14 protein-coding genes are annotated in these 13,583 nt (G+C 60.8%); 13 read left to right on the top strand and 1 reads right to left on the bottom strand.

The window, feature by feature from the left end; all coding sequences use genetic code 11:
- Window positions 1-154: 154 nt before the first annotated feature.
- From ACYU7Q_RS08590 to ACYU7Q_RS08570, 5 genes are all read left to right on the top strand, one after another.
- On the top strand, window positions 155-904 hold the full coding sequence (locus tag ACYU7Q_RS08590) for an N-acetylmuramoyl-L-alanine amidase family protein (protein ID WP_460609883.1): 750 nt from the start codon (window positions 155-157) through the stop codon (window positions 902-904).
- 111 nt (window positions 905-1,015) lie between these two features.
- The gene (locus tag ACYU7Q_RS08585; RefSeq protein ID WP_460609037.1) at window positions 1,016-2,020 is read left to right on the top strand and encodes an MlaD family protein; all 1,005 of its coding nucleotides are present in this window, start codon (window positions 1,016-1,018) and stop codon (window positions 2,018-2,020) included.
- Between the two features lie 155 nt (window positions 2,021-2,175).
- Window positions 2,176-3,804: an acyl-CoA carboxylase subunit beta gene (locus ACYU7Q_RS08580; protein WP_460609036.1), complete on the top strand. Its 1,629-nt coding sequence runs from the start codon at window positions 2,176-2,178 to the stop codon at window positions 3,802-3,804.
- Between the two features lie 31 nt (window positions 3,805-3,835).
- Entirely contained in the window at window positions 3,836-4,279 is a 444-nt protein-coding gene (locus ACYU7Q_RS08575; RefSeq protein WP_460609035.1) for a hypothetical protein, read from the top strand.
- A gap of 120 nt (window positions 4,280-4,399) precedes the next feature.
- Complete coding sequence (locus tag ACYU7Q_RS08570; RefSeq protein WP_460609034.1) at window positions 4,400-5,473, top strand: glycoside hydrolase family 53 protein; 1,074 nt, start codon at window positions 4,400-4,402, stop codon at window positions 5,471-5,473.
- Between the two features lie 266 nt (window positions 5,474-5,739).
- Here ACYU7Q_RS08570 and ACYU7Q_RS08565 read toward each other — a convergent pair whose 3' ends face one another.
- On the bottom strand, window positions 5,740-6,987 hold the full coding sequence (locus tag ACYU7Q_RS08565) for a hypothetical protein (protein WP_460609033.1): 1,248 nt from the start codon (window positions 6,985-6,987) through the stop codon (window positions 5,740-5,742).
- A gap of 106 nt (window positions 6,988-7,093) precedes the next feature.
- Between ACYU7Q_RS08565 and ACYU7Q_RS08560 the strand changes: the two genes are divergently transcribed.
- From ACYU7Q_RS08560 to poxB, 8 genes are all read left to right on the top strand, one after another.
- Window positions 7,094-7,333: an SHOCT domain-containing protein gene (locus ACYU7Q_RS08560; protein WP_460609032.1), complete on the top strand. Its 240-nt coding sequence runs from the start codon at window positions 7,094-7,096 to the stop codon at window positions 7,331-7,333.
- A gap of 147 nt (window positions 7,334-7,480) precedes the next feature.
- Window positions 7,481-8,338 (top strand): ABC transporter ATP-binding protein, encoded by an 858-nt coding sequence (locus ACYU7Q_RS08555; protein WP_460609031.1) that lies wholly within the window; start codon window positions 7,481-7,483, stop codon window positions 8,336-8,338.
- Complete coding sequence (locus tag ACYU7Q_RS08550) at window positions 8,322-9,098, top strand: hypothetical protein (protein ID WP_460609030.1); 777 nt, start codon at window positions 8,322-8,324, stop codon at window positions 9,096-9,098. Before ACYU7Q_RS08555 ends, ACYU7Q_RS08550 begins: the two co-directional genes overlap by 17 nt.
- 12 nt (window positions 9,099-9,110) lie before the next feature.
- Complete coding sequence (locus ACYU7Q_RS08545; RefSeq protein WP_460609029.1) at window positions 9,111-9,500, top strand: GntR family transcriptional regulator; 390 nt, start codon at window positions 9,111-9,113, stop codon at window positions 9,498-9,500.
- Window positions 9,500-10,219 carry a hypothetical protein gene (locus tag ACYU7Q_RS08540; protein ID WP_460609028.1) on the top strand — a complete coding sequence of 240 codons (720 nt, stop codon included), beginning with the start codon at window positions 9,500-9,502 and terminating at the stop codon, window positions 10,217-10,219. Before ACYU7Q_RS08545 ends, ACYU7Q_RS08540 begins: the two co-directional genes overlap by 1 nt.
- 28 nt (window positions 10,220-10,247) lie before the next feature.
- The gene (locus tag ACYU7Q_RS08535; RefSeq protein WP_460609027.1) at window positions 10,248-10,874 is read left to right on the top strand and encodes a hypothetical protein; all 627 of its coding nucleotides are present in this window, start codon (window positions 10,248-10,250) and stop codon (window positions 10,872-10,874) included.
- Window positions 10,875-10,952: 78 nt separating this feature from the next.
- Entirely contained in the window at window positions 10,953-11,738 is a 786-nt protein-coding gene (locus ACYU7Q_RS08530; RefSeq protein WP_460609026.1) for a DUF2490 domain-containing protein, read from the top strand.
- A 107-nt stretch (window positions 11,739-11,845) separates the two neighbouring features.
- A complete protein-coding gene (poxB, locus tag ACYU7Q_RS08525) occupies window positions 11,846-13,573 on the top strand; it encodes a ubiquinone-dependent pyruvate dehydrogenase (protein ID WP_460609025.1) in 1,728 nt (575 codons plus the stop codon).
- Window positions 13,574-13,583: the final 10 nt, after the last annotated feature.

Here is a 13,583-nt window from a genome sequence, read left to right as displayed (position 1 = left end):
TTTGGGGCTTATACAAAGGTAGCAGGTCGCTACCGCCCCTTCAACGAACAACGTGCGGATTATTGTCATCCTGGCCAGTGCCGCTTTGCTATTGCTGGGCGCCGGCAGCGGCGAGTGGAAAGCGGAGGCCCAAACCCCGGCCGACTCCGCCCGCATCGCCCCCGATTCAGCGCTTTCAGCTTCTACCCCTAATGTGCCCTACCGCTACCGCCTGCGCACGGTGGTGCTCGATGCCGGCCACGGCGGCAAAGACCGGGGCTGCGCCGGCGCCAGTGCCCGCGAAGCCGACGTGGCCCTCAGCATCATCCTCGCTTTAGGCAAACAGATTGAGGAGAACATGCCCGATGTGAAGGTGATTTACACCCGCAAAACCAACGTATTCATCGAACTCGACGAGCGCGCCGCCATTGCCAACCGTAACCACGCCGACCTGTTCATTTCCATTCATTGCAACGCCGGCCCCAGCCAGAGCCACGGCACCGAAGTCTGGACCATGGGCCTGCACAAAACTGACGCCAACCTGGGCGTGGCCCAGCGCGAAAACTCGGTAATCCTGCAAGAAAAAGACTACAAAACCCGTTACGACGGCTTCGACCCTCGTTCGCCCCAAAGCCACATCCTGTTCTCGCTGTTCCAGTCGGCCTACATCACCAACAGCCTGCGCTTTGCCCAGCGCGTGGACCGGCAGCTGCGCACCAGCGTGAGCCGCCCCAGCCGGGGCGTGAAGCAGGCCGGCTTTCTGGTGCTCTGGAAATCCACCATGCCCTCGGTGCTCATTGAGTCGGGCTTTCTAACCAATCCGGCCGAAGAGCGTTACCTCAACGATAAATCCAATCAATCGTATATGGCCGCAGGCATCTACCGCGCCTTCCGCGAATACAAACGCGAACTGGAGGGCGGGTAACCAAGCGGCGCACCTGGGCGTTGTGCTGCCGGGCAACCAGCAGTCGCATTTCCGCCGTAAATTCCGTAAGTCGCCTTCGCCTCCCTCTATTCTCATCCAACTATTACCTCCGTGTCTAAAGAAATAAAAGTGGCGCTTCTCGCCATCGTCGCCATTGCCGCTCTCGTTATCGGCTATAATTTTCTGCGTGGCAGCAACGTCCTTTCCTCCGACCATACCTATTACGCTACCTACCCCCGCGTTGATGGCCTGAACGTGGGCGCCCTGGTGGCGCTCAACGGCATTAAAGTAGGCCAGGTGAAAAGCATGGAGCTGCAGCCCGAGAAAGGCAACTCCGTGCGTGTGGCGCTGGAATTGCAGAAGGATGTGGTGGTGGGCGACTCCACCACCGCCAGCCTGGGCGGCTCGCTGCTGGGCTCCAAGGCCATTACTCTTACCTTGGGCCGCAACTCGAAGAATTACACCGGTGGCGAAGAAATCCGCACCGTGACGCCGTCCGGCATTGCCGATGCTTTCCAGGCCAAGGCCCTGCCCGTGCTCGATACCGTGGGGGCTACCTTGGCCCACATCAACAGCTTCCTGAACAAGGATGCCCAGACCAGCATTCAGGGCACCCTGGCCGGCGCGCGCGCCAGCACCGAGGCCCTGCAGAAGCTGATTGTGGCCAACCAGGCCAACATCGCCCTCATCACCCGCAACCTGGCCCAGATGAGTACTGCCCTGAACAAGACCACCGGCAAGCTCGATAAAATTGCGGTGAACTTCTCGCAGCTCTCCGACTCGCTGAAAGCCGCGCCGGTGGGCCCGGCCCTGCGCCGCCTCAACTCGACCCTGGCCGATGCGCAGACTACCGTAAAAAGCCTCAACACGGCCCTCAGCGACCAGAAAGGCTCGATGGGCCGCCTGTTGCACGACTCGACACTCTACAACAACCTGGCCGCCACCACCGCCAGCTCCAACGACCTGCTGGTCGATTTCAAGGCCAACCCCAAGCGCTACGTGCACTTCTCGGTATTTGGCGGCGGCAAGGACAAGAGCAAGGTAGAAACCAAGAAGGAGCCCGACGGCAGCATTAAAACGGAAGTGAAAAAGGTAGAAACCTCGTCACTGAAGTAATGCGCATGCCATCTTGAGCGGAGCTCATGCCATCCTGAACGGAGCTAAGGATGACAGTTGATAATCGGACCAACGTTCAAACCCGCCGTACCTTTGAAATCCGCCCCCGGGCGGATTTTTTTGTGCCCATTCCTCCAAATCCCACCCGCTTTTTTATGAACGTCGAGTTCAACCGCAACGAAGACCAACTCAAACAACTCAGCTTTAATCTCAGCCAGAAGCTTCAGAAAGTAGCCCTCGGTGGTGGTGAGAAGCGCATTGCCGCCCACAAGGCCAAAGGCAAGCTCACCGCCCGCGAGCGGATTGACTATCTGCTGGATAAAGGCGCGGCTCAGGTCGAAATCGGAGCTTTCGCGGGCGAGGGGATGTACAAAGAGGAGGGAGGCTGCCCCGGTGGCGGTGTGGTCGTGGTCATCGGCTACGTGGCGGGCCGGCAGTGTGTGGTGGTAGCCAACGACGCCACTGTGAAGGCCGGTGCCTGGTTTCCCATCACGGCCAAGAAAAACCTGCGGGCCCAGGAAATCAGCATCGAAAACAAGCTGCCCATCATCTACCTCGTCGACTCGGCCGGCGTGTACCTGCCCATGCAGGACGAGATTTTCCCCGATAAGGAGCATTTCGGTCGCATCTTCCGCAACAACGCGGTGATGAGCAGCATGGGCATCGTGCAGATTTCGGCCATCATGGGGCCCTGCGTGGCCGGTGGGGCCTACCTGCCCATTATGAGCGACGAGGCCATGATTGTGAACGGGACGGGCTCGGTGTTCCTGGCGGGTTCTTATCTGGTGAAGTCGGCTATCGGCGAAACCATCGACAACGAGGCATTGGGCGGCGCCAGCATGCACTCCGAAATCTCGGGCGTGACGGACTACAAGTTCGATACCGACGAGGAGTGCCTGACCCACATCCGCAACATTTTCGACAAGATGGGCGGGCAGGCTTCGGCCGGTTTCAGCCGCAGCACGCCGGCCAAGCCGGCACTGGACGAGCAGGAAATCTACGGCCTGCTACCGGCCGACCGCGTGAAGCCCTACGACATGATGGACATCATCAGCCGCTTGGTCGACAACTCCGAGTTTGAGCCCTACAAGGACCTGTATGGCCAGACGCTCATCTGCGGGCTGGCGCGCATTGATGGCTGGGCCGTGGGCATCGTGGCCAACCAGCGCAAAATTGTGAAGAGCAAGAAAACCGGCATGCAGATGGGCGGCGTCATCTACTCCGACTCGGCCGACAAGGCGGCGCGCTTCATCATGAACTGCAACCAGAAGCGCATCCCGTTGGTGTTTCTGCACGACGTGTCGGGCTTCATGGTAGGCTCGGTTTCCGAGCAGGGCGGCATCATCAAGGACGGCGCCAAGATGGTGAATGCCATGAGCAACTCGGTGGTGCCCAAGTTCACGGTCATCGTGGGCAACAGCTACGGCGCCGGAAACTACGCCATGTGCGGCAAGGCCTACGACCCGCGCCTCATCGTGGCCTGGCCCACCGCCCAACTGGCCGTGATGAGCGGCGCCGCAGCCGCCAATACCCTGCTGCAAATCCAGGTGGCCTCGCTCAAAGCCAAGGGCGAAGTCATCACCCCCGAGGCCGAAAAGGAGCTACTCGACCGCATCAAGGCCCGCTACGACGAGCAACTCTCGCCGTACTACGCCGCCGCCCGCCTCTGGGTCGACGCCGTAATTGACCCGCTGGAAACGCGCAAGGTGATTTCGGAAGGGATTTCTGCGGCCAACCACGCGCCGATTGAGAAGGCGTACAACGTGGGGGTGATTCAGGTGTGAAAATGAAAGCCTTGTTGATTTCATGCCGGAAATGAAGACATTAACTCACATTGCTTATTTTCTGACATTGTTCTTATTGACAGGTTGCAAGTCTGCCGCTGAAAAGGCAATTGACGGCCTTTGGAGCATTGATACGATTATAAAAGACGGGCAAGAATACATGGGCTGCTTTGGCAGTAATGTGTGGGCCTTTGAGTCAGACGGTTCGTGCGTTTTACCGACTGACCTGCGTTGTTCTGAATTGAACTTGAGGGCTAGCGATAAGCAAGGAATATGGAAGTTTGATTCAAAGGATAGAGCATTGAGAATATATTCGGCGAACAAGTTTTTCAATAGAAGTTACCGCGTGGATTTTGTAGACGACACGATTAAAAGAATGCTGGTTATGAGACTTACTTCGGATAATGTTTCTATAACCTGTCGTAAAGGCCTTTATTTTTATGATAAAGCAGAAGTAATAGAATTAGTCAACTGAAGCCGATGAAACCGGTGTATCTCTGACCCCGACTGCCCCCAACAGAGTGGTCAAAACTGCCTCTGCCTCACCCAACCACCCATTCCTATTCCTGCCACTCGCCTTCCCTGCCTTGCCATTATGAACCGCTTCTCCCGCACCGCCCTGCTGCTGGGCGCTGCTTGGTGCGCCACCGCCTTTTCCGCTCCCAAAGCCGCTGCGCAGGCTTTTGCCAAAGGTGCCGACGTAGGTTGGCTGCAACAGATGGAAGCCAACGGCTACGTGTTTCGCAACGAGCAGGGCGTGCCCCAGGACTGCTTCACCATCCTCAAGGCGCAGGGCATTAACTCCATCCGGCTGCGGGTGTTCGTGAACCCCTCCGACGACAAAACCAACGGGCATTGCAGCCCCGCCGAAGTGGTGACCATGGCCAAGCGGGCCACGGACCTGGGCTTTCGGGTGATGATTGACTTCCACTACAGCGACACCTGGGCCGACCCGGGCAAGCAGGCCAAGCCCGCTGCCTGGGCTAGCCACCCCTTCAGCCAGCTCCTGACCGATGTCTACGACCACACCTTCAGCACGATGAAGGCCTTGCGGGCAAGCGGCGTAACGCCGGAGTGGGTGCAGGTCGGCAATGAGATACCCGGCGGCCTGCTGTGGCCCGAGGGCAGCACCAAGAACTTCCCGCAGCTGGCCCAACTCATCACCAAAGGCTACGAGGCGGTGAAGGCAGCCAGTCCTACCAGTAAAGTTGTCGTACACCTCGACCGTGGCAACGACAACGCCATGTACCGTGATTTCTTCGACAAACTCACCGCCAACGGGGACAAGTTCGACGTCATCGGCATGTCGTATTACCCCTACTGGCTCAAGCAGGACTACACGGCCTCCATTGCCGACCTGCGCGCCAACCTGCTCGACATGGTGAGCCGCTACCCTGGCAAGGAAGTGGTGGTGGCCGAAGTGGGCAACGACTATACGGCCGTGCAGAACACCTACGACCTGCTGGTGGCCACCCAGCAAGCCGTGCGCGCCGTGCCGAAGCACAAGGGCCTGGGCGTGTTTTACTGGGAGCCCGAGGGGGCCAAAAGCTGGAGCGGCTACCAGCTTTGCGCCTGGGGCGACGACGGCAAGCCCTCGCCCGCCCTCAAGGCCTTTCGCGCTGCCGTCAACGAAGTTGCCCCGACCAAGCCCGCGAAAACCACCAAATAATCCTTGCTGCCTGCACTGGGCTGCATTATGCTGAGCACGATTACCGCCACATCATCAGCGTGGTCGGCAAGGACGTGTTTAAGGCCCGGGCGTTGTTGGGCCAACTGCTCTTGGAAGAGGGCGACACGGGCCATCCCGGCTTCTAGGCGAGGCTGTGGCGCCACTTGGCCCGAATTTCGAATTTCAAGAAGGTGGTTGAATTATTGGCGAGTAGCTTCCGAACGATGTACAGACGCAAGTATGCGTCTGTACGCCATTCCATCAACTCAAGCCGCGCTTATCCCCTCCGCCACCCGCTCGAAAAATGGCATATTGTACAGCGCAGCAAATTCCTTGATGTGGCTGCGGAGCCGGGTTTCCTCAGCCGCATCGGTGCCGACGGCGAAGTGCAGCTCGACCAGCCAGATGTGCACCTGAAAATAGTCGAGCAGCCAGCTGTTGGTTTCCAGGTTGAAAAGCGTATGCAGGTGCGGGGCGCGGGCGCTGATGAGCCCGGTACGCAGCTCGGCTACGGCCTGAAAGGCACGTAGTAGCTGGTCGAACACATTGGTTTCCAGCCAGGGCAGTTCGGGATACTCACGGTTGGTGAGGGCCAGCCAATCGAGCAGCGCCGGAAACTGGCCGGTAAGGAACAGGCCCTCGGCTATCAGAAAGTGGTAGCCGGCCGGAAATAAATTATAGAAAGCCGGCAGCGGAGCCGGGGGCACCAGCGTGCGCGGCACCGTGACGGCTTCCTCGTGCAGGCGGGCCAGCAGGTCGGCCGGCACCACATGGTCGGGCGCATCGTACCAGGCCGATACTATCTCGGCAAACGCCCGTCGGCCCCGGGGGAAGGCGTGCACTTCGGGCGGCACGGGCAGGGCCAGCAGCCGGGCCAAACGTTGGCGCCAGGCGGGTTCGTTCTCGGCCAGAAATTCAGCCAGAAACAAGGCCGCATTTCCGAAAAGCTGCGCCTCGGGCGTGTGCTTGTGTTGCAGGTAAGTGGCCAGTACTTCGCCAAACGCGCTGGTCAGGTGGGCCAGGTCCACGAAGGATTCCACGTAGAATTCCTGGCCTGCCGGGTGCATGGCCAGCTGCAAGGCCAGTGGCGCGGCGGCCCCACCGGGCTGCGCCGGCCGCGTGATGCGCCCCAGAAAATAGCCCAGCAGCAGGCGCTCGGGATATGCCAACTGCTCCATGGCCAGCAGCTCCGGAATGTCGGTGGCACCGCCCGGCGCCGCGGGTTCCTGCATAGCCATGCCCGACACCGATTGGCCAAAGGCCGCAAAGTCGGCATGGCCCGCGTAGCGCGCCAGGGTGTCGAGGGTGTGCAGGTGGTAACCGCCGTCCTTGTCTACCAGGCCGAAGAAGCGCCGCAGGGTGCTGGGACTCAGGCGGCGCCCGCCAGTAGCTACGTTCTGCCGCAGCTCCAGCTCAAGGGCGTCGCAGTGGCTGGGATAGCGCAACGGCTGGCCGAAGCGGGTCGCAACGGCCTTGCGCAGGGCAGCTTGGATGGGTGGAGGAAGACGTGGCACAGCAGTGAATATAATATGAATTTAACTAAAAAGAAATTTTTGAACTTTGTACTTCGCCGAGGCGATTGTGGATATTTGAAATTCGATAATATACACATGAATTAATATGTCTATAATTGATAGAAAGAAGTATTGCGAACATGGCCATCTGGTCCTTGGCGTTACCTGTAACGAGTGTGCTCAGCGCACCAATCCGACAACGGAGGAAAAGCCAACACCCGCCGTGCCTACCACGCCCAACCGCACCCTAGTCGAATTGCGAAACCTGAAAAGCATGCTGCAGAATGGGCTCATCACGGAAGAGGAATACGATGAGCGGCGCAATCATGTCCTGGCTAACTTTTAGTTGAACAAGCTTCATATTCAGACAAAAAGCCCATTCCCTGGCAGGGAATAGGCTTTTTTGCGAGAAGTAAAATAAAATTTGCGGGGTTGATGATTTCTGACTTACGTTTGCAGTGTACTAGAACAATAATACACTAGGCAAGCGCACATGGTCACCATCCGCAACCTCCATTTTGGGTACTCCAAGAAGCGCCCGCTCTTCCAACACCTCGACCTGACGCTGGCGCGCGGGCACATCTACGGCCTGCTGGGCAAGAATGGCGCGGGCAAGTCCACGCTGCTTAAGAACATGGTGGGGCTGGCGTTTCCGGACGGCGGCACCTGCGAGGTGCTGGGGCAGCCGGCGGCGCGGCGGCTGCCGGCCGTGCTGGCCGACTTGTTTTTTCTGCCCGAAGAGATTCATGTGCCGGCCGTGACGGCCGCAAAATTTGTGGCGCAAACGGCCGGCTTCTACCCCAAATTCGACCACGAGGAGCTGGCGTACTACCTCAGCGAGTTTGAAGTGCCGGCCCAGGCGGTGCTCACGGCGCTGAGCTTCGGGCAGCAGAAGAAGTTCATGATTGCCTTTGCGCTGGCCGCCAATACCAGCCTGCTGGTGATGGACGAGCCCACCAACGGCCTCGACATTCCGAGCAAAGCGCAGTTTCGCAAGCTCCTGGCCACGGCCCTCACGGAAGAGCGCTGCCTGATAATCTCGACCCACCAGGTGCGCGATTTGGAAAGCCTGATTGATACCGTGGTGGTGCTGCACGGCCAGCGCATCGTGCTCAATGCCGACCTGGGCGAGCTGGCCGAGCGGCTCACGTTTGCCACGGTGCCGGAGGCGAGCGGCGCCGACCTCTACGTCGAAGAGTCGGTGCGCGGCGCGCAGGTCATCCGGCCCAACCGCGGCGGGGTGGCCGGCCGCATCGATTTGGAATTGCTGTTCAATGCGCTGGTGGGCGAAGCGCCCGCCCTGACTTCTTACTTATCTCAAAAGCAATCCACTCATGAGCCAGTTCTTTGATTTTTCGCGCTTCGGGCGCTTGTTCAACAAGCACACCACCGAGCACGCCGGCGGCTACCTGCTGGCCACGGGCGTGCTGCTGGGCGGCATTGGACTGGTGCTGGGGTTCATTGCGTACATGTCGTCGGGGCCGCTGCTGCCGGACATTCAGCAGGTGATTTTCACGATGGGGCTACTGGCGGCGGGCTCATTTTTCACGAGTACTGTTTTTGCCTCGTTCGGCAACAAGAAGCAGGCCACGGCGGCGCTGATGCTGCCTGCTTCGCACTGGGAAAAATACCTGGTGGGCTGGCTCTACTCGCTGCCGATTTTTCTGGCCGTGTACGTGGGCTGCTTCTTTCTGATTGACAGCCTGGTGCTGCAGCTCGATAGCGGCGACGGCCAACCGGCCAAAATGGTGCAACTGTTTTCGAACGAGAGCCGGCTGTATTGGTCGCTGGTGGTGTACGCGGTGGTGAATTCGGTGTTTTTGTGGGGCAGCATCTTCTTTGTGAGGCAGCATTTTGTGCGCACGGCCTTTGGGATGCTGCTGGCGGCCGTGGTGGTGGTCGCCCTCAATTTTCAGGCGATGCAGGCCTTGGTGGGGCAGAAGCTGAACACGGTGATGCCGTTTGCGGAAATGACGCTGCGTGAGGGCAAAGAATGGCATGTGCTGCAGCTGCCCCACGCCCAGATGAGCTGGTTTGCGCTGGTGCCGTTGGGCATGATGCTGCTGGCCTGGGCGGCGGCCTACCTGCGCGTGACGGAGAAGCAGATTTAAGGGAAGTACATCATGGAATTCAAAGATAATGAGGCCATTTACCTGCAGATTGCCGGGTACGTGAGCGAGCTGATAATGCGGGGCAAGTGGCCGACGGACAGCAAGATACCGTCGGTGCGCGAGCTGGCCGGCGACCTGCAGGTGAACCCCAACACGGTGATGCGCACCTACGAGCTGCTGCAAAGCCAGGAGGTGCTGTACAACAAGCGCGGCATCGGCTTTTTTGTGGCGCCCGCCGCCGTGCAGCAGGTGCAGGCCGCCCGCCGCGAGCGGTTTCTGAGCCAGGAGTTGCCGGAGGTGTTCGGCACCATGCTGCTGCTCGGCATTGGCCTGCCCGAAGTGCAGCGCCGCTACGAGGAATTTAAAAACGCTCAACCCCAACCCCTTTCCACGCCTGCCTGATGAAAACCAGTAACAAGCTTTTTGTGGCCGCCGTGGCCCTGGTGCTCGGCTCGCTGGTCACCTACGATGCCGCCCTGCACGCCGAGTACCGCACCGGGCACTACAAAGACCCGCTGCAGAACTTCGCCAAGCAAGCCAGTACCGCCTTCGATGTTGTGGAAGTGCCGGCGGGGCTCTACTTCCGGGTGAAGATTGAGGCCGGCCCGGCCGGTGTGTGGGTAAATAAGGAGGCCACCAAATACGTGCGCCTCCGCCAGCATGGCCGGACCCTGGCCGTGACGCTCACCGACCCCAAAGAAGAACATTTCCTGGGGGGCCAGCCGCATGTAATTATTCATTGCCCGCAGTTGCTGCAACTGACCACGGACGCGCCTTACGCGCCGGCCCAGCGCAAAGACTACCGCAACAGCCCCGGTGGGGAGGTAGTGGTGCGCAATTTCAACCAGGACAGCCTGCGCCTGAGCCAGCGCTGGGCCGGCACCGTGACGCTGGAAAGCAACAACCTGCGGCAACTGCGCGCCGTGGCCGGGACGGTGGCTGGCAGCACGCCCACGCTGGAAGTGGCTGGCAATAACAACATCCAGGCCGCCGACTTGGCCATCGAACACCAAAGCCGGCTTTCGCTGAAAACGAGAATCCCGCAGCTGCGCTACCGCTTTTCGGATAGCGCCACGGTCACCTTTGGCGGGGCAGCGGCGCAGGGGCTGAGCCTGAAATAACACGCCCGTCGCCATGACTCGCCAGGCTATGAAACACTCGCTGCTGCTACAGCTAGGCATTATCTACACCCGATACCTGGTGGGCGGCGCGTTTGTGTTTGCCAGTCTGATTAAAATCAAGGGGCACCGCTTCACCCAGATGTCGGTTGACGGGGGCGTGCACAGCGCCGGCTATTTCTTCGAAATGATGTACCAGTCGGGGCTGTACTGGCAGTTTATTGGGGTGGCGCAGTGCCTGGCGGGAATGCTGCTGCTCACGCAGCGCTTCGCCCTGCTGGGGGCGCTGGCCTACGTGAGCATCATGGCCAACATCTTCGTCATCACCATTTCCTACGACTTTCGGGGCACGCCCCTCATCACCGGGCTGATGCTGCTGGCGGGCCTGCTACTGCTGGCTTGGGACTGGACCCGCCTGCGCGTGGTGGTGAACCTGCCCGCCGTGCCCGAAACCACGTCGCCGCTGTTTGAGAGCCGGTTGTGGGAGGTGGTGGGGGCGGTGCTGTTTGCCTACACTGCCGTATACCGGGCCGTTTTCGACCAGTATAATATGCTGTTGTGGCTGGGCATTTGCGGGCTGGTGGGCGCGGTGGGGCTGCTGGTGGCGTGGCGGCAGCGCTACTTCGCGCAGCAGCCCCAGCCGGTGAATGTCAGGTAGCAGAAGCGGCGATGTGCAGGGCGGGTATATTTGCTGGCCCTGAGCGGCGGAGGCCATTTCCCGGCCGTGGGATATTGAATGAATAAGCTTATTTCTGCCGGCTTGCTGGGGCTTTTGCTGGTGGGTTCGGGAGAAGCCCGGGCGCAGGCCAACGCTACCCACCCCTGGGGCACTTGGTTTATCGGTACGGTAATTCTGCCGGGCACGGCCGACCACAAGCTGGGGGGCTACGCCGAAGCCCAGGCCCGCCTCAACGGCGTGTTCAGCCAGTATTTCTACCACGAGCTGAAAGCGGGCGTGAGCTACGATATCGACCCCAATTTCTCGGTGCTGGTGGGCGGCGGGCGCTACGTCACGGCCGACTACCAGGACCTGGGCGCCGGCCCGCTGAACGTGGAAAAGCGCCTCTGGCAGCAGCTGACGCTGACGCAGGTAACCAAGCGCCTGAAGCTGGAGCATCGCTACCGCATCGAGCAGCGCTGGCTGGCTTTTCGCAACGACAGCAGCGCGTTCCGGCAGCGGCTGCGCTACCGGCTCAACGCGTTCTACCCGCTGAATAAGCCGACCATTACAGCGGGTACCTGGTTTTTGTCGGCTTACGATGAAATTTTTCTCAATCCAAAAGGGCCGGTGTTTGAGCGCAACCGGGTGTACGGCGGCTTCGGCTACCAGCCCACGGCGCGCCTAATTCTGCAATTGGGCTTCGTGAACCAAGCCAACTACAACCTGCCGACTTACCGGGCGGGCCAGTTCATTCCGCAGATAAACTCGGCCAAAAACAACCTCGTGCTGGCCCTCACTTATAAGCTGGCGCGCCGCTCGGCGGTGCCGGCCACCGAGCAGCTGCCCTCGCAGCAGGATTAGCGGCCGGGCGGCGTCTTCGGTTAATCCTGCTGCTGATAAAAAGGCTCGGCAAATACTGCCGGGCCTTCTGTTTTTGCGTAGAGCCCCTGACCCTAACGCAGAAAAATATGCCCACAAAATCCGTAGCCGCCATCATTGTTGATACCCTCGTTGCCGCCGGCGTGAAGCGCGTGTTTGGCGTGGTGGGCGACTCCCTCAACGGCATCACCGACAACATCCGCACTCGCCACAACATCGAATTCATTGCCGTACGGCACGAGGAGGGCGGGGCCTTTGCCGCCGGGGCCGAAGCCTACCTGACGGGCGACCTGGCCGTGTGCGCCGGCTCCTGCGGCCCCGGCAATACCCACCTCATCAACGGCCTGTTCGACTGCCACCGCAGCCGCGTGCCGGTGCTGGCCCTGGCGGCCCAGATTCCGAGCGTGGAAATCGGGACTGGCTACTTCCAGGAAACCCACCCCGAGCGGCTGTTCCGCGAATGCAGTCACTACTGCGAGCTGATTTCAGTGCCCGAGCAGGCCGTGCGCACCGTCGAAAGCGCCGTGGCGGCCGCCCTGGGCCAGCGCGGCGTGGCCGTGGTGGTACTGCCCGGCGACGTGGCCTACCTCGAAACCGAAGCCCCCGAAACCCTGCTGCCCACCCACGGCCGCCGCAGCACCCTGCGCCCCTCAGAGGCCGATATTAAGCAAGCCGCGGCACTGCTGAATGCCGGCGAGAAGGTGACCATTCTGGCCGGCATCGGCTGCGCCGGGGCGCTGGATGAGCTGGTGCACACCGCCGCCGCCCTGCAGGCGCCCGTGGTACACGCCCTGCGCGGCAAGGAGCACGTGGAGCCCGGCAACCCCTACGACGTGGGCCTGACGGGCCTGCTGGGCATGCCCGCCGGCTACCATGCCCTCATGGATGCCGATACCATCCTGATGCTGGGCACTGACTTTCCCTACCGCCAGTTTTACCCCGAAAAAGCCCGCGTGGTGCAGGTCGATATTCGGCCCGAGAACATTGGCCGGCGCACCCGCGTCGAAATTGGGCTGGCTGGCGACGTGGCCGAAACCCTGCGCCAGCTGCTGCCCCACCTCACGCCGCGCACCGACCGCGCCCACCTCGAAGAAGCCCAAAAGCGCCACCGCGACGACGACGCTCACCTCGCCGAGCTGGCCACCGGCGACGCCGGCGATACCAGCCTGCACCCGCAACACGTAGCCCGCCTGCTGGATGAATTGGCCACCGAAAACGCCATTTTTACCTGTGACGTGGGCACGCCCACCATCTGGGCCGCCCGCTACCTGCACATGAATGGCCAGCGCCGGCTCATCGGTTCGTTCGTGCACGGCAGCATGGCCAACGCCGTGTCGCAGGCCTACGGTGCGGCCCTGGTGGAACCTAGCCGGCAGGTCATCGCCCTGTGCGGCGACGGTGGGCTGGCCATGCTGCTGAGCGAATTACTGACCATTCGCCAGCACAAAATCCCGGTTAAAATCATCGTCTTCAACAACTCTGCCCTCGGCTTCGTGGAGCTGGAAATGAAGGCCGCCGGCATCCTCGAATACGGCACCGAACTGGACAACCCCGATTTCGGCGCGCTGGCCACGGCGGCCGGCCTCAAAGGCTTCCGCGTGAGCGACCCCGCCAACCTGGAAAGCGTGCTCCGCGAAGCCCTGGCCCACGACGGGCCCGCGCTGGTCGATGCGGTGGTGAAGCGCCAGGAGCTGAGCATGCCGCCCAGCATCGAGCTGAAGCAGGCGCAGGGCTTCGGCCTGTATACGCTGAAGGCGCTGATGAATGGGCGCGGCAGTGAGCTGCTGGAAGTGGCGAAAACGAACCTGTTTCGATAGGCTGTAGCGT

Source organism: Hymenobacter terrigena (assembly GCF_054776515.1).
This window is presented reverse-complemented; position numbering and strand designations above follow the sequence as displayed.